At 45.5% G+C, this 20,002-nt stretch carries 16 protein-coding genes and 1 other RNA gene; 3 read left to right on the forward strand and 14 right to left on the reverse strand.

Annotated elements, in window-relative coordinates; translation table 11 throughout:
• Positions 1-186 precede the first annotated feature (186 nt).
• From A7975_RS10690 to A7975_RS10700, 3 genes are all read left to right on the forward strand, one after another.
• A complete protein-coding gene (locus A7975_RS10690) occupies positions 187-537 on the forward strand; it encodes a hypothetical protein (RefSeq protein WP_053373223.1) in 351 nt (116 codons plus the stop codon).
• A 58-nt stretch (positions 538-595) separates the two neighbouring features.
• Positions 596-1,450, forward strand: coding sequence for a manganese catalase family protein (locus tag A7975_RS10695; RefSeq protein WP_053373224.1), 855 nt, complete (start codon positions 596-598; stop codon positions 1,448-1,450).
• 234 nt (positions 1,451-1,684) lie between these two features.
• Positions 1,685-3,367 carry a ribonuclease J gene (locus A7975_RS10700; protein ID WP_255314259.1) on the forward strand — a complete coding sequence of 561 codons (1,683 nt, stop codon included), beginning with the start codon at positions 1,685-1,687 and terminating at the stop codon, positions 3,365-3,367.
• Between the two features lie 366 nt (positions 3,368-3,733).
• Here the strand turns inward: A7975_RS10700 and A7975_RS10705 are convergent, their stop codons facing one another.
• The 14 genes from A7975_RS10705 to A7975_RS10770 all read right to left on the reverse strand — a co-directional run bounded on the left by A7975_RS10705 (position 3,734) and on the right by A7975_RS10770 (position 19,825).
• Positions 3,734-4,513: a hypothetical protein gene (locus tag A7975_RS10705; protein WP_065385157.1), complete on the reverse strand. Its 780-nt coding sequence runs from the start codon at positions 4,511-4,513 to the stop codon at positions 3,734-3,736.
• 638 nt (positions 4,514-5,151) lie between these two features.
• Entirely contained in the window at positions 5,152-5,931 is a 780-nt protein-coding gene (locus tag A7975_RS10710; protein WP_065385157.1) for a hypothetical protein, read from the reverse strand.
• Positions 5,932-6,453: 522 nt separating this feature from the next.
• Positions 6,454-6,819: a transfer-messenger RNA gene (gene ssrA, locus A7975_RS10715) on the reverse strand.
• A 262-nt stretch (positions 6,820-7,081) separates the two neighbouring features.
• A complete protein-coding gene (gene smpB / locus A7975_RS10720; protein WP_053373226.1) occupies positions 7,082-7,561 on the reverse strand; it encodes an SsrA-binding protein SmpB in 480 nt (159 codons plus the stop codon).
• 297 nt (positions 7,562-7,858) lie between these two features.
• The gene (locus A7975_RS10725; RefSeq protein ID WP_028609190.1) at positions 7,859-8,059 is read right to left on the reverse strand and encodes a cold-shock protein; all 201 of its coding nucleotides are present in this window, start codon (positions 8,057-8,059) and stop codon (positions 7,859-7,861) included.
• Between the two features lie 259 nt (positions 8,060-8,318).
• Complete coding sequence (gene rnr / locus A7975_RS10730; protein WP_483295915.1) at positions 8,319-11,243, reverse strand: ribonuclease R; 2,925 nt, start codon at positions 11,241-11,243, stop codon at positions 8,319-8,321.
• A 170-nt stretch (positions 11,244-11,413) separates the two neighbouring features.
• Positions 11,414-11,650, reverse strand: a complete 237-nt coding sequence (secG, locus tag A7975_RS10735) for a preprotein translocase subunit SecG (protein WP_053373228.1) — start codon at positions 11,648-11,650, stop codon at positions 11,414-11,416.
• 99 nt (positions 11,651-11,749) lie between these two features.
• Positions 11,750-12,517 carry a sugar phosphate isomerase/epimerase family protein gene (locus A7975_RS10740; RefSeq protein ID WP_065385159.1) on the reverse strand — a complete coding sequence of 256 codons (768 nt, stop codon included), beginning with the start codon at positions 12,515-12,517 and terminating at the stop codon, positions 11,750-11,752.
• A gap of 135 nt (positions 12,518-12,652) precedes the next feature.
• A complete protein-coding gene (gene eno, locus A7975_RS10745) occupies positions 12,653-13,945 on the reverse strand; it encodes a phosphopyruvate hydratase (protein ID WP_053373230.1) in 1,293 nt (430 codons plus the stop codon).
• A 26-nt stretch (positions 13,946-13,971) separates the two neighbouring features.
• Positions 13,972-15,510: a 2,3-bisphosphoglycerate-independent phosphoglycerate mutase gene (gpmI, locus tag A7975_RS10750; protein WP_053373231.1), complete on the reverse strand. Its 1,539-nt coding sequence runs from the start codon at positions 15,508-15,510 to the stop codon at positions 13,972-13,974.
• A 1-nt stretch (position 15,511) separates the two neighbouring features.
• Positions 15,512-16,270 carry a triose-phosphate isomerase gene (gene tpiA, locus A7975_RS10755; protein WP_053373232.1) on the reverse strand — a complete coding sequence of 253 codons (759 nt, stop codon included), beginning with the start codon at positions 16,268-16,270 and terminating at the stop codon, positions 15,512-15,514.
• Positions 16,271-16,309: 39 nt separating this feature from the next.
• Positions 16,310-17,494: a phosphoglycerate kinase gene (locus tag A7975_RS10760; RefSeq protein ID WP_053373233.1), complete on the reverse strand. Its 1,185-nt coding sequence runs from the start codon at positions 17,492-17,494 to the stop codon at positions 16,310-16,312.
• 174 nt (positions 17,495-17,668) lie between these two features.
• Complete coding sequence (gap, locus tag A7975_RS10765) at positions 17,669-18,673, reverse strand: type I glyceraldehyde-3-phosphate dehydrogenase (RefSeq protein WP_053373234.1); 1,005 nt, start codon at positions 18,671-18,673, stop codon at positions 17,669-17,671.
• Positions 18,674-18,787: 114 nt separating this feature from the next.
• A complete protein-coding gene (locus A7975_RS10770) occupies positions 18,788-19,825 on the reverse strand; it encodes a sugar-binding transcriptional regulator (RefSeq protein ID WP_053373235.1) in 1,038 nt (345 codons plus the stop codon).
• Between the last annotated feature and the right edge of the window lie 177 nt (positions 19,826-20,002).

The raw sequence follows: 20,002 nt of genomic DNA on the forward strand, positions 1-20,002 counted from the left end.
TTTCCTCCCTGGGATAAAATACATAACGTTTCACTCCCTAATGCTGCATCTCGATTTAATTCGAATATGCAGCTTTTTTATGTATTGGTAGCTATTAATCAATAAAAAATCTCTTTGTATATATTTTTGGTTCTAAGGAACAATATTCAAGAAAAAAAAAATTACTAAAAAGAAGGAGACAATACAATGAATCAATTTCAACCAAATAACCAAATTTCTCAACAAATCGCACATGCAGAACAACTCATTCAACAATTGGTAAACCAAACGCAACAAGCATCAGGTCAATATCAACAGTTATTAAATCAAGAGCTAAATAACGCGAAACTACTTGAGCAAATCGCTCAACGTGAACAACAAGCTGCACAAATAATTCAAACAGCCTTACAAGGACATCAAACGGCACTACAACAATTACAACAAATCTCCAATATCTGCAATCAAATTTCACATGCACAAACAACTAACTCGCAGATAAATGCCTATTCAAATATGAATAATCAGCAACCATTTGGTGTAAATCACTATTCACACTAATCACACTAATTATATGTCCTTTGTATTTTCATGCAAAGAATGTATGGAATGAGGTTATATGTACTTCTATAAAGAAGACTTAATCAACAACATTGTAGTGGACAAACCTGATCCAGCAGCAGCCAAGGTTTTACAAGAAACGCTTGGCGGGCAATTTGGCGAAATGCGTACAATGATGCAGTACTTTTTTCAGAGCAGCAACTTTCGCGGTAATGCTACACAATACCGTGATTTAATCCGTGGTGTGTTTCTAGAGGAAATAAGCCATGTTGAACTAGTTCAACATACAATTAACCAATTATTAAACGGTTCCGGAGGGGAGCTACCTGGTAATATCGGTGTTGACTCCGCCCCTCTTGATGAAGCCGTTAAACTCGCTAATCCTCACCACTATATCGTTGGTGCCCAAAGCTCTTTGCCTGTCGATGCTGCAGGTAATCCATGGCTGGGCAATTACGTGTATAATCACGGTAATCTAATCAGTGATTTATTGGATAATGTGGTTCTTGAGTCTACTGGGGTTTTACAAAAATCAAGAATTTATGAAATGAGTTCAAATAAGACGTTTCGGGAAACATTAGCCTTTCTTATGGTGCGTGATAATGCACATCAGAACGCATTTGCTAAGGCTCTAGAAACGCTTGGCGTCGATTGGGGCAATTTATTTCCCGTTCCGAATTACGATATAAACAAATACCCGGAATGCCGTAAATATGTTGAGTTGGGTTACCATAACGCTCAATTTAATTTTCGTTTGGATCCGACGCGAATCGGAGAAATATTCAGCGGACAAACACCTAGCCGAAACAATGGTAATTTGGAAGTTGTGCAGCCTCCCGAAGGTTTTCCATTACCTTTTTTACCAGAATTACCGAGTGAACATAGTCCTGGGCTTTACGATATGAATGCATGAATTAATTTACAAGAAATGAACCAGCTCTCCAGACACCATTAGGCAACACGCATAAAACCCTGTATAGCTCGTATGCAGGGTTTTATTTTTTTAACCTAGATCCGCATTACAATCGTTTTTATTTATCGTAATTGAAATTCATCTTTATAACCTGCAAGCATTCTCCCCACATACTAACTAAACACAATGAACATAATAAGATGTGCTTTAATAAAGGAATCGGAGGAAACAGTCGTGAATAAAGAGAATATTGAAAACAACAGACTCTCAATCTTCGCCCTCGGCGGTGTGTATGAAATTGGAAAAAACATGTATGTTTTACAATACGCTGACGATATTGTCGTCATCGATTGCGGTTCGAAATTTCCTGATGAAAGCCTTTTAGGGATAGATCTAATTGTTCCTGACATCTCCTATTTATTGAATAATAAAGATAAAGTTCGTGCGTTAGTGGTTACCCATGGCCATGAGGATCACATTGGCGGAATCCCCTATATTTTAAAGCAATTAAATATACCTATATATGGGACACGGTTGACTCTAGGCTTAATTAAAGGAAAATTGAAAGAGCACCGCCTAAGAGATACTATCCTTCATGAAATTCAATCAGACTCATCCGTGGATTTAGGAAATATAAAGCTATCTTTTTTCAGAACAAATCACAGCATCCCCGATTGTGTTGGTGTAGTTTTTAATACACCATTAGGTACAGTTGTTCATACCGGAGACTTTAAATTTGACCTGTCTCCTTCCAACAAACAATTCCCCGATATACATAGAATGGCGGGCATTGGTGAAAAAGGTGTTCTTGCTTTGCTTTCCGAGAGTACGAATGCCGAGCGGCCAGGTTTTACCCCGTCAGAGAAGTTAGTCGGGGAGCGAATTGAAGAAGCCTTTCAGAAAGCTCAAAATAAAATTTTCTTGTCAACATTCGCTTCTAATATTAATCGCCTGCAGCAAGTTGTTGATGCAGCTATCCTTACCAATCGCAAGCTGCTATTGCTTGGTAGAAGCATGGTTAATGTGGTGACAATTGCACTTGAGCTAGGCTATATAAATATACCCGAAGGCATGCTAATCGAATCGAAGGAAGCCTATGAGCTTGCTCGTGAAAGGGTAGTTGTGCTTTGTACAGGAAGCCAAGGAGAACCGATGGCTGCACTCTCCCGTCTTGCTAGCTCGACCTATCCTCATGCCGAAATATTACCTGGGGATACGGTCATTTTGGCATCCTCTCCAATTCCAGGTAATGAAAGAAATGTTGCGAACATGTTGGATCATTTATATTTGTTAGGCGCACACGTCATTCATGGCTCGGGTGTGGCTACAGGCATGCATGTATCCGGACATGGCAGCCAAGAAGAACTTAAGCTTATGCTTACTCTAATGAAACCAAAGTACTTTATTCCCATCCATGGAGAATATCGAATGCTTTACCAACACCGGAAATTAGCTGAATCGGTAGGCGTCGAGAGCAACCATATCTATATTTTAAATAATGGCGACGTCCTTGATATCGAACAAGGAAGTATACAGCAGACACGTAGAATACCTGCTGGAAATACGCTAGTCGATGGTTTGGGAATTGGAGACATTGGAACCGTCGTATTACGTGACCGCAAACACCTAGCAGAGGACGGAATCCTTGTGGTAGTCTTTACACTAAGCCGTATTGAAGGTTCAATACTATCCGGCCCCGATATCATTAGCCGCGGCTTCGTCTACGTTAGAGAGTCTGAAGCTCTATTGGGCGAAGTTGGTCGATTAGTGATTAAAACGATAGACGAACTACAGGAGAATGGAAACGATGGAAAGTGGTCTATTCTAAAACATAGAATCAAGGAATCAGTCAGCAAGTATCTATTTGCTAAAACAAAGAGAAGACCAATGATTCTCCCCATTATTATTGAAGTATAAATGAATGTTCCCACTATCTCTTTTATTAGAGATTTATGGGAACTTTTTTTATTTACAATCTATTTGCGCTCATATATCTGGTTTTATGGATAAAAACATGGAAATAGAAACGCTCCATGAACACCGATTCTGACTTGGGGGTCATGTTCGCTGATGCCCACATTGTGTTCATCCGATCGTGTTGGCAGGCTGCAATTAAGATTACTCAGCTCAAAAACCCGACCTCATGAGGTCGGGTTTTCCATGGTGGGAATGGAGGCGAGGGGATTTGAACCCCTGTCCGAAGATCACGCCACACAGGCTTCTACGGGTGTAGTCACAGTTTTGATGTCACCCAAGCAAACGCCCCTACCCTCCAATAATCATTTAAGCTAATCTGGTTTTCGTTAAGAAATTTGCTAAGGAAATAAACAGTGTATAATCAAACTGACTATTGATAGCTTTATTCGATTTTAACTTGTCAAATATTTTGTATTTAAACATGTACAAAAATAGATTATCCGATCCATACCTAATTAATGAGTAATATATGGCTAATAATAACGCCTCCTCTGATAAATAGATCGAAAAGAGTCCTGTATAATATTTATACTCCTCACTTGTTAAATTATATCGTTCCATTAGATCAAATATATTAATTAAGTAATTGGCAAGATGCTCTAAATAGACACTATTGAACAGTGCATGGTTCTTAAACTTATTAACGTAATTCCTTCTAATACGAATATAAAATTCGTATTCCCTTCGTTCTTCATTAATTCGATGACCTTGAATAAGGTATTCAATTCTTTTACGAATTGAGGCTTGTTTTAGGAGAGTAATTCTAAGGCTTGAGCGCATAGATTCAAGTGCCTCTGAGTACATATGCTCTATAGGGATAATTGGGGATTTTTTATACTCAAGCACAACTTGATCATGATGTTTTTGCATCTCGTTTAACAAAATAAAGAGTGTATTTTCAAACCTTTGAATTTCGATAGATCTTGTTTGCTGACTTATAATATCCCGTGAATGTGCTAACTCTTTCTTTTGATTAGAATAAGCCATGTACGCTGTAATGAAAGTGGCAAACGTAAAAAATGGTACAGTCGAGCCCGCCAACCAATCACCGACAGGACCTGCTTTTTCCAATTCGGTGCCATACAAACGGCTTATCCCCAATGTGAACAATGGACTCACGAAAGCAATACCTACAGTAAAATAAACTAATTTAATGATGGGCAAGGTTTTTGTATTATTCGGCTCTGCTAGTCTATTTTCCGAGTTTAAATAAGCTAGAGAGAGTACAAGCACCGCTATGTAAAAAACGATTATACTGATAATACTTCACTTCCCTTTCATTTCTATAGAATAATCTGTAGGTCGTTTAATGAAGTCAAAACTCCAAATTAATAATTTGACCTCATTCCTTTAAACTTCTGTGCAATCTATAGACAGACACCTATATAGACTTCATTCGACAGATTTCTTTATTCTCCTTCAAACTTCTACCATATTGTCTTCAGGGGAGAATGAATGTTTTTAATGGAATTTTTTTATAATCTCCAACTCTTCGTTGCGACTCAAAATGAATGACTATAAAGCTATAAATCTTAATACGGCAAAGAGTCTCTATCTGCTCCTTGAAACGCAAAAAAGACACCTGACACGGTGTCTTTTTTCATGGTTTGGTGGAGGCGAGGGGATTTGAACCCCTGTCCGAAGATCACGCCACACAGGCTTCTACGGGTGTAGTCACAGTTTTGATGTCACCCAAGCAAACGCCCCGACCCTCCAATAATCATTTAAGCTAATCTGGTTTTCGTTAAGAAATTTGCTAAGGAAATAAACAGTGTATAATCAAACTGACTATTGATAGCTTTATTCGATTTTAACTTGTCAAATATTTTGTATTTAAACATGTACAAAAATAGATTATCCGATCCATACCTAATTAATGAGTAATATATGGCTAATAATAACGCCTCCTCTGATAAATAGATCGAAAAGAGTCCTGTATAATATTTATACTCCTCACTTGTTAAATTATATCGTTCCATTAGATCAAATATATTAATTAAGTAATTGGCAAGATGCTCTAAATAGACACTATTGAACAGTGCATGGTTCTTAAACTTATTAACGTAATTCCTTCTAATACGAATATAAAATTCGTATTCCCTTCGTTCTTCATTAATTCGATGACCTTGAATAAGGTATTCAATTCTTTTACGAATTGAGGCTTGTTTTAGGAGAGTAATTCTAAGGCTTGAGCGCATAGATTCAAGTGCCTCTGAGTACATATGCTCTATAGGGATAATTGGGGATTTTTTATACTCAAGCACAACTTGATCATGATGTTTTTGCATCTCGTTTAACAAAATAAAGAGTGTATTTTCAAACCTTTGAATTTCGATAGATCTTGTTTGCTGACTTATAATATCCCGTGAATGTGCTAACTCTTTCTTTTGATTAGAATAAGCCATGTACGCTGTAATGAAAGTGGCAAACGTAAAAAATGGTACAGTCGAGCCCGCCAACCAATCACCGACAGGACCTGCTTTTTCCAATTCGGTGCCATACAAACGGCTTATCCCCAATGTGAACAATGGACTCACGAAAGCAATACCTACAGTAAAATAAACTAATTTAATGATGGGCAAGGTTTTTGTATTATTCGGCTCTGCTAGTCTATTTTCCGAGTTTAAATAAGCTAGAGAGAGTACAAGCACCGCTATGTAAAAAACGATTATACTGATAATACTTCACTTCCCTTTCATTTCTATAGAATAATCTGTAGGTCGTTTAATGAAGTCAAAACTCCAAATTAATAATTTGACCTCATTCCTTTAAACTTCTGTGCAATCTATAGACAGACACCTATATAGACTTCATTCGACAGATTTCTTTATTCTCCTTCAAACTTCTACCATATTGTCTTCAGGGGAGAATGAATGTTTTTAATGGAATTTTTTTATAATCTCCAACTCTTCGTTGCGACTCAAAATGAATGACTATAAAGCTATAAATCTTAATACGGCAAAGAGTCTCTATCTGCTCCTTGAAACGCAAAAAAGACACCTGACACGGTGTCTTTTTTCATGGTTTGGTGGAGGCGAGGGGATTTGAACCCCTGTCCGAAGATCACGCCACACAGGCTTCTACGGGTGTAGTCACAGTTTTGATGTCACCCAAGCAAACGCCCCGTAACCGGCTTTCGCTAAGGTCAGCCTGATTATCTTCTTCAGCTCACCCCAGGCGGAGATGAGACAGCGTATTCCACTACTTGTTAGCCCCTATTCCAGTCACATGGACGATGCTGGGTAGAAGCACGCACACAGTTTCTTAGGCTGCGAAAGCGTAGTTTGTTTGTTGTTTGCCGTTTAATAGGCTTTAGCGTTGATGAAGCAGACGACTCCCTGCTACCCGCAACCCGCGCTCGTACAATCCCCGTCGAATCCATAAACGCCCCCAATTTTGCATAAACGATTAGCTGCTAATCACCACTCATAAAAAAAGGTGCTCGGCACTAATGTTTAGCTCAATTGAAGCTTTAGGATTAAGGATCAACCGTCAGATTAATTATCTGGCAGGCCGTTCCGATTGTATAGCACGAATGCACTTGCTTTGATTATGTTGCGTTTGCTACTGTCTTAGTATACCACGAATGATAGCTTACGTGCACAATTGTTGTTGGCAGTATTGGTCGCTAGCTTCCATGGTAATATAACAGGTTTAGCGAGCAACCTTCTGCTTCTCGCGAAGGACACGCTGGATATCGCGCTGAGCGTCACGCTTAGCTGCCGTATCCCGTTTGTCATATTGCTTCTTACCTTTACCGAGTCCAATCAATAGCTTCGCATAACCATTACGCACATAAATCTTCAAAGGCACAATCGCATAGCCTTCTTGCTTGGACAAGCCAAACAGCTTATGAATTTGAGCCTTATGCATCAACAGCTTGCGAGCACGCGTTGGATCAGTGGGATTATGAATATTCCCTTGCTCGAACGGACTGATGTGCATATTGTGTATGAAAATTTCTCCGTTGCGTATCGTCGCGAACGCATCGCTTATGTTCGCTCGGCCATTACGCAGCGATTTAATTTCAGTACCCAGCAGCACCATGCCTGCTTCGAACGTTTCCTCAATGAAATAGTCATGGGAAGCCTTCTTGTTCTGAGCGAGCTGCTTGCCGTCACTTTTCTTACCCATGCTAGTCACCTCGTCTTCATTAAACTATTATATTGTTGCACTATACTGGTGTTCATTGTAACAACTTCTGGAACGGAAATCAAGGCGACCAGTAGTTTGGCCTTACAATCTAACCCAAGCATCCTTAAACTTATTTTGCTTGAACCCGCTATTTATTATTCCATGAAGCGGTATTGATTTGGCTAAAATAAGGATATGCTATTATTAACAACTCGAGCGGCTTGTCTCCATTTTGAACACAAAAAAACCGCCCTCAACCCTAAGGTCAAAGGCGGTTTTATCAACGTTCGTAAGCTACTACAGCTTTACAACGTTTTCTGCTTGTGGTCCACGGTTGCCTTGAACAACGTTAAATTCTACGCGTTGTCCTTCTTCAAGAGTTTTGAAGCCTTCGCCAGTGATTGCGGAGAAGTGTACGAATACATCGTTGCCGCCTTCAACTTCGATAAAGCCGAAACCTTTTTCTGCGTTAAACCATTTAACTGTACCTTGTTGCATGTGTAAAAACCTCCAAAAAAATAATATTAATATGCGCCTGGTTTGTCTTTAAACAAAAAATTCACACATTGGAAAGGGTTTCATGACTATAATGATACCCTTTTCAATATGTGAATTCAGGTTCATATTATCGATTGATTTGAGTGTACTATACCCAGAATTAAAAAGCAAGTGACGAGCTTAAATATCTTTTCCCATAACATCCAGATCTCGGCGACTTCCAATTATTCCATAGAACGGAAGTCGCCGACCCTATATTTTATTTGCGTTTCTTGCGTACAAAAGCTGCTGTAGCGTTCCCGCCGCCTCCGCTGCCGCTCTTCTTTTTCCGCTTGCTCTTCCCTTGGCCGCCGCTTTCACTGCCCTCTACGCTTGGCGCTTCCGCTTTCCGCTCGCCACCGTTAAACACACCGCTCTGCGTCGCATTCTTCCGCTTCGCACCGCCGCCACTGCCTTCGCTCCGCCGCTTCTCGGCTCCACGGCCATTGCCGCCCTGCCCGCCGCCGCCGCGGATGGGCAAGCCCCACATATCCGTACGCGCACCGAGGCCGCTTCCGCGCGACTGCTCACTGCCTTGGCCCGGCGACACACTCGCCTCTTGCCCCGGCCCACGCTCCGCCGGCGCATTCCCGCCGCTCGCGCCAGCGCCGGCTCCGCCTGCGCCGCCCCGGCCGCGCCGCTTGCTTCCGCCGCGCCCGCTGTCAGGTGCATCGAGCCGCCACGGATTCGCCTGCTCGACAATGCCGACTACGCTGCGGTCTACGCCGCCGCCAAATCCACCGCGGCCTCCGCCGCTCTTACCGCCGCGCCCCTTGCCGCCGCGACTGCCTTCGCTTGGCGCGCCTTGGCTTCCGCCACGCCCTTTGCCGCCCGCGCCTGCTGGACGGTCGCTTTTGCCGCCGCGTCCTCCGGCGCTTGCTCCGCCCTTGCCGCGGTCGCCGTTTCCGCCGCGATCGCTTCTGCCTCTCTTGCCGCCGCGATCTCCGCCGCCAAAGCCAGCACCCGATACGCCTTTATAGCCGCTGCGCGGCTTCATATCAACAAGCTCAAAGTCGATCGTATGCTCCGTCATGCTGACGCGCGTTACACGAATCTTCACTTCATCGCCGATCCGGTAAACTTTAGACGTACGCTCGCCAACTAAGATCATATGCTGCTCGTGGAAGTTGTAATAGTCATCGGACATATCGCTCAAACGAATGAGCCCTTCGACCGAATTCTCCAGCTCAATGAACATGCCGAAGCTTGTTACGCTGCTAATAATGCCTTCGAATTCCTCGCCGACCTTATCAAGCATGAATTCGCATTTTTTCAGCTGCTCCGTATCGCGCTCCGCATCGACCGCCACCCGTTCGCGTTCTGATGAATGTGTCGCGATTTCCGGCATCCGAGCCGATAAAGCTTCGTGGCGCGCTTCCGTTAGCTGACCGCCCCCGTCCAGCACCTCGCGAATAACGCGGTGGATCACTAAATCGGGATAACGGCGGATCGGCGATGTAAAGTGTGAATAGAACTCAGCCGCGAGGCCGAAGTGCCCTAAGCTCTCTGCATCATACTTGGCCTGTTTCATCGAGCGCAGCATCACCGTCGAAATAACGGTCGCTTCCTTCGTGCCGCGAATATCTTCAAGCAGCGTTTGCAATGCCTTCGGATGAACCGAATTGCCTTTGCCCTTTACCGTATAACCGAAGTTTGCAGCGAACTGTACGAAATTAAGCAGCTTCTCCTGATTTGGATCTTCATGAATCCGGTAAAGGAAAGGAACGCGCAGCCAGTGAAAATGCTCGGCTACCGTCTCGTTCGCCACGAGCATAAATTCCTCGATAATTTGTTCAGCTACCGAGCGCTCGCGTTTTATAATATCAACCGCTTTGCCGTTCTCATCGACGATAACCTTTGATTCTTGGAAGTCGAAGTCGATCGCGCCGCGCTTCATTCGCTTGCCGCGCAAGCGCATCGCTAGGTCCTCCATAAGTCCAAACATATCAAGGAGGTCTGCATACCGCTCTTTAAGTTCCGTTTGCGGCTCCTCTTCATTTGCCGTCAAAATCTTCTTCACATTCGTATACGTCATACGCTCTTTCGTGCGGATTACGCTCGTAAACACTTCATGACGCACACGCTTCAGCGTATCCGCATCAAATTCCATCTCGCAAGAAAGCGTAAGGCGATCGACCTGCGGATTGAGCGAGCATATGCCATTCGACAAACGATGCGGCAGCATCGGAATGACACGGTCAACCAAATACACGCTGCAGCCTCTTCGGTATGCTTCTTGGTCAAGCTGCGAATTTTCTTTTACGTAATAGCCGACGTCTGCAATGTGTACACCAAGCAAATAGTTGCCATTGTCCAGACGCTTCACATGTACCGCATCATCTAGATCCTTCGCATCCTCGCCATCAATGGTTACGATTACTTCGCCACGCAGGTCACGTCTGCCTTGCTCCACAATTTCTTCATCCGTAATCGAGTCCGGCGCAGCTTCAGCTTCGGCCATAACCTCATCCGGGAAACCCTCCGGCAGCTGATGCTTGCGAATAATCGACAGGATGTCGACGCCCGGATCATTCTTATGTCCTAAAATTTCGACAATTTCCCCTTCGGCTGCCGAACGGCCTTCTGGGTACGATACAATTTTCACGACTACCTTCTGGCCGGATACAGCCCCTTGATAACCGCCCTTTGGTATAAAGATATCACGGTTAATCCGTTTATCATCCGGCACTACGAATGCATAGACCTCATGGTCCTCGAACGTTCCGACGATTTGCGTTACGGCGCGCTCTACAATTCGGACGACTTCGCCCTCCATCCGTCCGCCGTGCTCGCTTCTGGAAGTAACGCGAACGAGAATGATATCGCCGTTCATCGCGCTCTTCAGATCATTGGCATGCAAATAAACGTCGCCATGGTCCTTCTCATCCGGAATAAGGAAGCCAAAGCCCTTTGCATGGGATTGCAGCTTGCCGCGCAGCAAATTCATTCGTTCCGGCACACCGTAGTGATCATTTGGCGTTCGAATGACCTTCCCTTCGTCCTCCAGCTTATTCAGCAGTTTAAGGAACTCCTTAAACTCCGCTGCATCTACAATACCAAAATGTTTCTCAAGCTCTTGGTACGTCATCGGCTTATAAGCCGTTTCTCTCATAAAATCAAGCAGTTCCTGCTCGTAATTGGTCATTATTATTTTTTCTCCTCATAAACCTGCGATAGCTCTCTAATGTCTTTTGCAACAGGTTGATAGATTATCATATACCATGTAGTATACACGAAATGTAACCCGCGCATCCGCGAATATGGTGAAAATACAAAAAAAGCGAGGAATATCCTCGCTTTCTGCGTGTGTATCGATTATTGTTTTACGAAGTAAGAAACAACAAGCGCCAAAATGAAGAAGCCGACTGCCAGAACAACTGTTAAACGCTGCAAGAACAAATCCAAACCGCGCGCTTTCTGTTTGCCGAACAGGTGCTCAGCGCCGCCCGTAATTGCTCCGGACAAGCCTGCACTCTTACCTTTTTGCAACAAAACTACAGCAATCAGGCCGACAGAAAATATAACGAGCACGATCTTCAATAAGATTTCCATTTATTCCACCTCCAGCATAGGAGCTCCGTAAAAACACGTAGTCTGAGTGTACCATAGCTGGGCACTAATTACAATAGGACAAGCTGCTAATCAAGTTAATTATCCAAATCCGAATGACTTTAAATATTGGTAATTGTTTGCCGCGCTTTTGAGCGAGCTCACATTGAATTGCTCTTGCTCCACGATCATGAATGATACGCCCGCCGGCTCGAATTCGTTCATAAGCCTCTCGAAACCGACCTCGCCTTTTCCAACCTCCGCATCCTTGCGCCCTTTGAAGAAATCCTTCATGTGCACCAATGGCACGCGGCCTTTATATTTCTTAAGATACTCAGCCGGATTATATCCAGCCATATGCATCCATCCCAAATCAAATTGGACCTTCATCAGATCAGGCGATACCCGTGCCAAAACATGATCAATAATCGGCATTCTATCGACCAGCTTAAATTCAAAGTCATGCGTATGGTAAACATACTGCATGCCCGAAGCTTTAACCTGCTCGCCGCATTTCGTAAAAACCTCGACCAAATGCAGCACATTATCCATCGATGGCTCCTCCGGAAGCGGTGACCAAGGCGTGATGATATAGGGAATGCCAACCTCCTTCGCGTATTCGATCTGCCCCGCAAAATCAGATTCCATATGCTTGGAGTCGCTATAATTCAGAGGGACGTGGGCAGAGCTTGCAATGAGGCCGAGTTCGTCCAGCTTACTCTTCAGCTCCATCGCCGGCGTTTTGAAAAAACCTGTAAATTCAACTGCTTTATAGCCGATCTCCGCCACTTTCTCAAGCGTCCCCAAAAAATCAATTTCGGTCTGATCTCTTAGCGAATACATCGAAATGCCTATTGCCGGTTTCGCCACGCTTGCCACCGCCTAATCGCTGAATGCTTTTCCTACTGTTAATGTCCGACGAGCAGCCGCGATCTATCCCTGTAAAAAAAAGAAGGGCATGCCCCGCATAGGGCACACCCTTCTCAATAAGCCGCTTGCAGCGTCTTATTTGAAGTTTTTCAAGTTGTAGAACGCTTTTTTGCCTGCATATTGAGCAGTCGAACCAAGTTGGTCTTCGATGCGAAGCAATTGGTTGTATTTTGCAACGCGGTCCGTACGGGACGGTGCGCCTGTTTTGATTTGTCCAGCGTTTGTAGCTACTGCGATGTCAGCAATTGTGCTGTCTTCGCTCTCGCCTGAACGGTGGGAGATAACTGCTGTGTAACCAGCGCGTTTAGCCATTTCGATTGCATCAAAAGTTTCAGTAAGCGTACCGATTTGGTTAACTTTAACCAAGATCGAGTTGCCTACGCCTTTGTCGATGCCATCGGATAGACGCTCCGTGTTCGTTACGAAAAGATCGTCGCCAACGAGTTGTACTTTGCCGCCAAGTTTCTCGGTAAGCAATTTCCAACCATCCCAATCGTCTTCGGAGCAGCCGTCTTCGATTGTAAGGATAGGGTATTTGTCTGCCCATGAAGCAAGAAGGTCAACGAACTCAGCAGGTGTGAACGATTTGCCTTCGCCTGCAAGCACGTATTTGCCGTCTTTGAAGAACTCAGTCGAAGCAACGTCCATACCAAGGAATACGTCAACGCCTGGCTTGTAGCCTGCGCGCTCGATAGCGGAGATGATTGTTGTGATTGCTTCTTCGTTGGAACCAAGGTTAGGAGCGAAGCCGCCTTCGTCGCCAACAGCTGTGTTAAGGCCTTTATCGTGCAATACTGCTTTAAGGTTGTGGAAGATTTCAGCGCCGATACGAAGCGCTTCTTTGAAGTTTTCAGCACCGACAGGAAGAACCATGAATTCTTGAACGTCGATGTTGTTGTCAGCGTGCTCGCCGCCGTTGATGATGTTCATCATTGGAACTGGAAGCGTCTTAGCGTTGAATCCGCCAAGGTAAGTGTAAAGAGGCACATCAAGCGCGTCAGCAGCTGCGCGAGCTACTGCCATCGATACAGCTAGGATAGCGTTAGCGCCAAGCTTAGCTTTGTTTGGCGTACCGTCAAGCTCGATCATTTTACGGTCAATCGCTACTTGATCAAGAGCATCTAGGCCGATGATTTCAGGAGCGATTTCTGTGTTAACATTTTCTACAGCTTTCAAAACGCCTTTACCAAGGTAACGGGATTTGTCGCCGTCACGAAGCTCAACAGCCTCGTAAGCGCCAGTGGAAGCGCCGGATGGAACGATTGCACGGCCTTTGCCGCCGGACTCTAGGGAAACTTCTACTTCAACAGTTGGATTCCCGCGGGAATCCAGTACTTCGCGTGCGTATACATCAACGATAATTGACATGAGAGAAAACACTCCTTTAATATTTTTTATTTGTTAATTAGAGTAACGCCAGTCATTTCAACCGGCTTAGCCAGCTCAAGCAAATCAAGAAGCGTCGGCGCGATATCGGCAAGAATGCCGCCTTCGCGAAGCGTTTCTCCTGCTTTCGTTACGATAAGCGGAACCGGATTCGTCGTATGTGCCGTAAACGGACGGCCATTCTCATCGAATACCATATCAGCATTACCGTGGTCAGCTGTGATGATGCAAACGCCGCCTTTGGCAAGCACCGCTTCAACGACTTTGCCAAGGCACTCATCCGTCGCTTCAACCGCTTTGATCGTTGGCTCCAGCATGCCGGAGTGGCCAACCATATCGGGATTAGCGAAGTTCAGAATGATTGCATCATGCTTGTCTGATTCAATCTCGCGTACAGTCGACTCGGCAAGCTCATATGCGCTCATTTCCGGCTTCAGATCGTACGTTGCGACCTTAGGGGAATTGATAAGCACGCGAGTTTCGCCAGGAAGCTCATGATCGCGCCCGCCGCTGAAGAAAAACGTCACATGCGGATATTTTTCCGTTTCGGCTGTACGAAGCTGGGTCTTATTGTTTTGCACGAGCACTTCGCCAAGCGTATTATCAAGGTTCTTTGGTGAATACGCTACGAATCCGCCAACGGTTTCACTGAATAGCGTCAAGCAGACGAAATACAGGTTAACCGGATGGTTCTCGCCACGGTCAAAACCGCGGAAGTCCTCATTTGTAAACACTTGCGACAATTGAATCGCACGGTCAGGACGGAAGTTGAAGAAAATAACAGCGTCCTCGGATTCAACAAGGCCTACCGGCTTGTTTTCTCCGTCTACGATAACCGTTGGCATAACGAATTCATCATAAACCGATTTCTCGTAGGATTCAACTACCGCTTGAATCGGATCGAGATATTGAGGGCCTTCGCCGTATACCATGGCGCGGTAGGATTTCTCCGTACGCTCCCAGCGTTTGTCGCGGTCCATTGCATAGTAACGTCCTTGAACCGTCGCAATGCGGCCTACGCCAACCTCTTCGATCTTCGCCTGCAGGCGCTCCAGGTAACCCTTCGCGCTGTCAGGAGATACGTCGCGGCCGTCTAGGAAAGCATGAATGTACACTTCCTCAAGCTCTTCCTTCTTCGCTAGATCAAGCAGCGCGAACAAGTGCTCAATGTGGCTGTGTACGCCGCCGTCCGACAACAAGCCGTACAGGTGAAGCTTCTTGCTATTCGTTTTCACATGACGCACGGCGCCAAGAATGGTTTCATTCTCGTAAAACTCGCCGTCACGGATCGATTTGCTGATTCGAGTCAAATCCTGATATACGATGCGGCCTGCACCGATATTCAGGTGGCCAACCTCGGAGTTGCCCATTTGACCTTCCGGCAAACCAACTGCCTCGCCAGATGCCGTCAGTGTTGTATGCGGATAGGTTGACCAGTAACGGTCATAGTTGGGTTTGTTCGCTTGTGCAACCGCATTGCCCGTCACATCATCGCGCAAACCGAAGCCGTCAAGAATAATAAGCGCTACAGGTTTCGGAGCAGCCATATTACTTGGCCCCCTCCACCAAAGCGATGTACGAAGCCGGCTCTAGGCTAGCGCCTCCGACAAGCGCGCCGTCGATATCCTTTTGGCCCAAGTATTCGGCAACATTGTTAGGCTTGACGCTGCCGCCGTATTGGATGCGAACCGCATCAGCAGTAGCTTGATCGTAAAGATCAGCAACTACGCCGCGGATATAGCCGATAACATCCTGTGCATCTTCGGAAGTTGAAGACTTGCCAGTTCCGATTGCCCAGATTGGCTCATAGGCGATAACAACTTCTGCTGCTTGTGCTGCGGATACGCCTTGGAAAGCCGCTTCCGTTTGCACTTTACATACGTCCTTCGTTTGTCCTGCTTCACGCTCTTCAAGCTTCTCGCCTACGCAGACGATTGGCAGAAGGCCGTTTTTGAACGAAGCGTGGACCTTCTTGTTCACGATCTCATCCGACTCCGCAAAATAAGCGCGACGCTCGGAGTGGCCGATAATGACGTATTTAACACCAAGATCCTTCAGCATAACGCCGCTGATTTCGCCTGTAAATGCGCCGTTGTCTTCAAAGTGAACGTTTTGGGCTCCGATCGCGATCGAAGTTCCTTTTGCAGCTTCAACAAGCGCCGGAAGCGTTGTGTATGGCGCGCAAATTACGCTCTCTACGCCGTCAACCTCAGCCTTGCCTTTAATTTCGGAGAAAAATGTAACAGCCTCGGATACCGTTTTGAACATTTTCCAGTTACCAGCAATAATTGGTGTTCTAGTGCTCATGCGTAATCCTCCTCATTTCATTTTATAGGGATAAAGCTATTATTTATCGTTAAGAGCTACAACGCCTGGAAGCACTTTGCCTTCCATAAACTCTAGGGAAGCGCCGCCGCCTGTCGAGATGAAATCCATTTTGTCAGCTAGGCCAAACTTCTCAGCCGCTGCTGCGGAATCGCCGCCGCCGATAACCGTGTAGCCATTTGTTTCTGCGCATGCGCGAGCAACCGCTTGCGTGCCGTGGGAGAAAGGCTCGATTTCGAATACGCCCATAGGTCCGTTCCATACGACCAATTTGGAGTTTTTGATAACATCCGCATAAAGCTCACGTGTTTTCGGTCCGATGTCAATGCCTTCCCAATCAGCAGGAATGCTGTCAACGTCAACGATTTGCGTGTTTGCATTAGCGCTGAAATCATCCGTAACTACGATATCAACCGGGATCAAGAAGTTTTTGCCTAGCTTCTTCGCTTTTTCCATGAACTCTAGCGCCAAATCAAGCTTGCTGTTGTCAACGAGCGATTTGCCGATTTCATGGCCTTGTGCTTTGAAGAATGTATAAGACAAGCCTCCGCCGATGATTACGTTGTCTGCAATTTCAAGCATTTTGTCGATAACCGCGATTTTGTCTTTTACTTTGGAACCGCCAACGATTGCCGTGAAAGGACGCTCAGGGTTGTTAAGTGCTTTGCCTAGTACTTCTAGTTCTCTTTCCATAAGAAGGCCGGAAACAGCCGGAAGAATGTGTGCAATGCCTTCCGTTGAAGCATGAGCACGGTGAGCGGCGCCAAATGCATCGTTTACGAATAGGTCAGCAAGCTTAGCAAATGCTTTTGCTAGTTCTGGATCGTTTTTCTCTTCGCCCTCGTAGAAACGCACGTTTTCAAGCAAAAGCACATCTCCGTTGTTCAGTGCAGCAACTTGCGCTTCTACTGCTTCGCCGATTGCTTCGTTTGCTTTCGTTACTTGCTTGCCAAGAAGCTCAGACAAACGTACAGCGGAAGCCGTGTGGCGAAGCTCTTCTACCACTTGACCATTCGGACGGCCAAGGTGGCTTGCAAGAATGACTTTTGCGCCTTTTTCGATAAGGTAGTTAATCGTAGGAAGCGTCTCGCGAATCCGTTTGTCATCCGTAATTTTACCATCCTCAAGCGGCACGTTGAAATCAACGCGAACAAATACCCGTTTACCAGCTAGCTCTGCTACATCACGTACACTTTTCTTATTCATCAATGAAACCTCCCGAATCTGTGTTATGGAAAGGTATAGATATAGGACCACAAAAAAAAGAAGGGCGTTCCTTCAAAGAAGAAACGCCCCCATGATTCACGACTCCTAGAAGCCGCAAATCAAAGACCTTGTGCTCCGCATGCGCGAAAGCCGCGGTCCGTCCGCCTTCTTTGCTTACAGACCTTTGCTAGCAATGTAAGCAGCAAGATCAACTACGCGGTTCGAGTAGCCCCACTCGTTGTCGTACCAAGAAATAACTTTAACCATGTTGCCTTCAACAACCATAGTCGAAAGACCATCGATTGTGGAAGAAGCAGGATCAGTGTTGTAGTCGCTTGATACAAGCGGCAATTCGTTGTAGTTCATGATGCCTTTAAGAGCGCCTTCCGAAGCTTCTTTGAATGCAGCGTTAACTTCTTCAACTGTTACGTTCACTTTAAGCTCAGCAACAAGGTCAGTTACGGAAACGTTAGGCGTAGGAACACGCATAGCCATACCGTTCAATTTACCTTTAAGCTCTGGAAGAACGAGTGAAACAGCTTTCGCTGCGCCAGTTGAAGATGGAATGATGTTTTCTGCAGCAGCACGAGCGCGGCGCAGGTCTTTATGTGGAACGTCAAGAACGGATTGGTCATTTGTGTATGAGTGAATAGTTGTCATCATACCTTTAACGATTCCGAATTTGTCGTTCAATACTTTTGCGAAAGGAGCAAGACAGTTAGTTGTACATGAAGCGTTGGAAACAATGGTGTGTGCCGCAGGGTCGTATTTATCTTCGTTAACGCCGATAACTACTGTAATATCTTCGTTCGTTGCTGGAGCGGAAATGATAACTTTTTTAGCGCCGCCTTGCAAGTGAAGCTCAGCTTTTTCTTTAGCTGTGAAAATACCAGTTGATTCAACTACGATTTCAACGCCAACGGATCCCCAAGGAAGGTCTGCAGGGTTACGCTCTGCGAAAACTTTGATTTCGCGTCCGTTAACGATAAGCGCGCCTTCTTTTGCTTCAACAGTACCGTCAAGTTGACCGTGTGTTGTGTCATATTTCAGAAGATGTGCCAGTGTTGCAGTATCCGTAAGATCGTTTACTGCCACGATTTGAACATCAGGGTTGTTCAGTGCTGCGCGGAATACGTTACGGCCGATGCGACCAAAACCATTAATACCAACTTTAACCATTTTTGTTTCCTCCTAAGCGTTTTTAAAAGATTTATAATATATTTCAAGATGTTTTGCTGGTTTGCGAGCATAGCACCTTGCAAATCATCATGATTCCACTAGCTTGCTTGCTGTTTAATCCTTCTCTTGCTCGATCAAGGCTACCATTTCCAGTGCCGCCGCTTCATCCGTAACGAGCACGTCATTGTGTCCGAAGCGCATAATCGCCGCTATTGCCTCGCCTTTGCTCTTTCCGCCGGCTACGCCTATAACAACTTCAGTGTTCACAATATCCTCCAGCCGTAACCCCACCGTCTGCATTTTGTGCACGACAGCGCCCTTGCGGTCAAAATAAAACCCAAACGATTCTGCAAGCGCACCTTCTGCTTCCATAGCATCGATGATCTCGCGGTCAAGCCGCCTGCGCCTTGCCATGACCATAGCATCTCCGATTCCATGTACAACGATGCGAGCACTGCGGATGACATCTACGATTTCCTTAATGTTAGGCTCCTGCATGATGGACGCGAATGCTTCCTCGCCCAAATGATCAGGTACGTGTAGAAGCCTGTATTGCGCTCCTGTACGCTTTGCCATCATAGAAGCAATCGTATTGGCCTGATAGTCCAAGCTCTCGCCTAGGCCGCCTCTAGCCGGTACAAACCAGTTCGTCTTCAGCTGCGAGGAACTCACCAATTGATTCGCTACCTGCGCAATCGTCGTTCCGCCTGTTACCGCCACAACGTCATGCGGCTGCATAACCTTGTTAAGCACCTGGCTTCCCGCCCGGCCAAGCTCTCTCTTCGTTTGAGCCGATATTTCGGAATCTCCAGCTACGATGATGACCTGCGAAAGCCCATAATGGCTGCGTATCGTCTCCTCAAGCTCGGATAAACCAAACATCGTCTTGTAGAAAGGCTCAAGCTGTTCTAATAAAAGCTTGCCTGAATCGCTAATTCGCATGCCCCCCGAGTGAATCTCGAGCAGTCCCTGCGTTTTCAGAAAATCGGTCTCTGCCCGAAGCATGCGCTCCGTCATCGATAATGTCGACGCTAGCGTGCGACGCCCGATTAAATCCGACAACATCACCTGATGCAATATCGAATACCGTTTCTTCATGACGTCAAGCAGATCAGGCACAAGCTGCTGCTGCAGTTCAACGATCTGACGCATCTCTCATCCTTCACTCCATCGGCCTCTAGCGTATCGGCTTAAACACGTTGGACTCAATATGTCCCGCGGTATCATTTCAAGTCCCACCTTTAGTTTATCGGAAATACTCGATTGAAGCAAGAGCCGTTTTGCTTATGAAAACGATTTCCGTCACATTTTTCACAAATTTAATTTTTG

The organism is Bacillus sp. FJAT-26390 (assembly GCF_001682865.1).
GTDB lineage: Bacteria > Bacillota > Bacilli > Paenibacillales > Paenibacillaceae > Pristimantibacillus.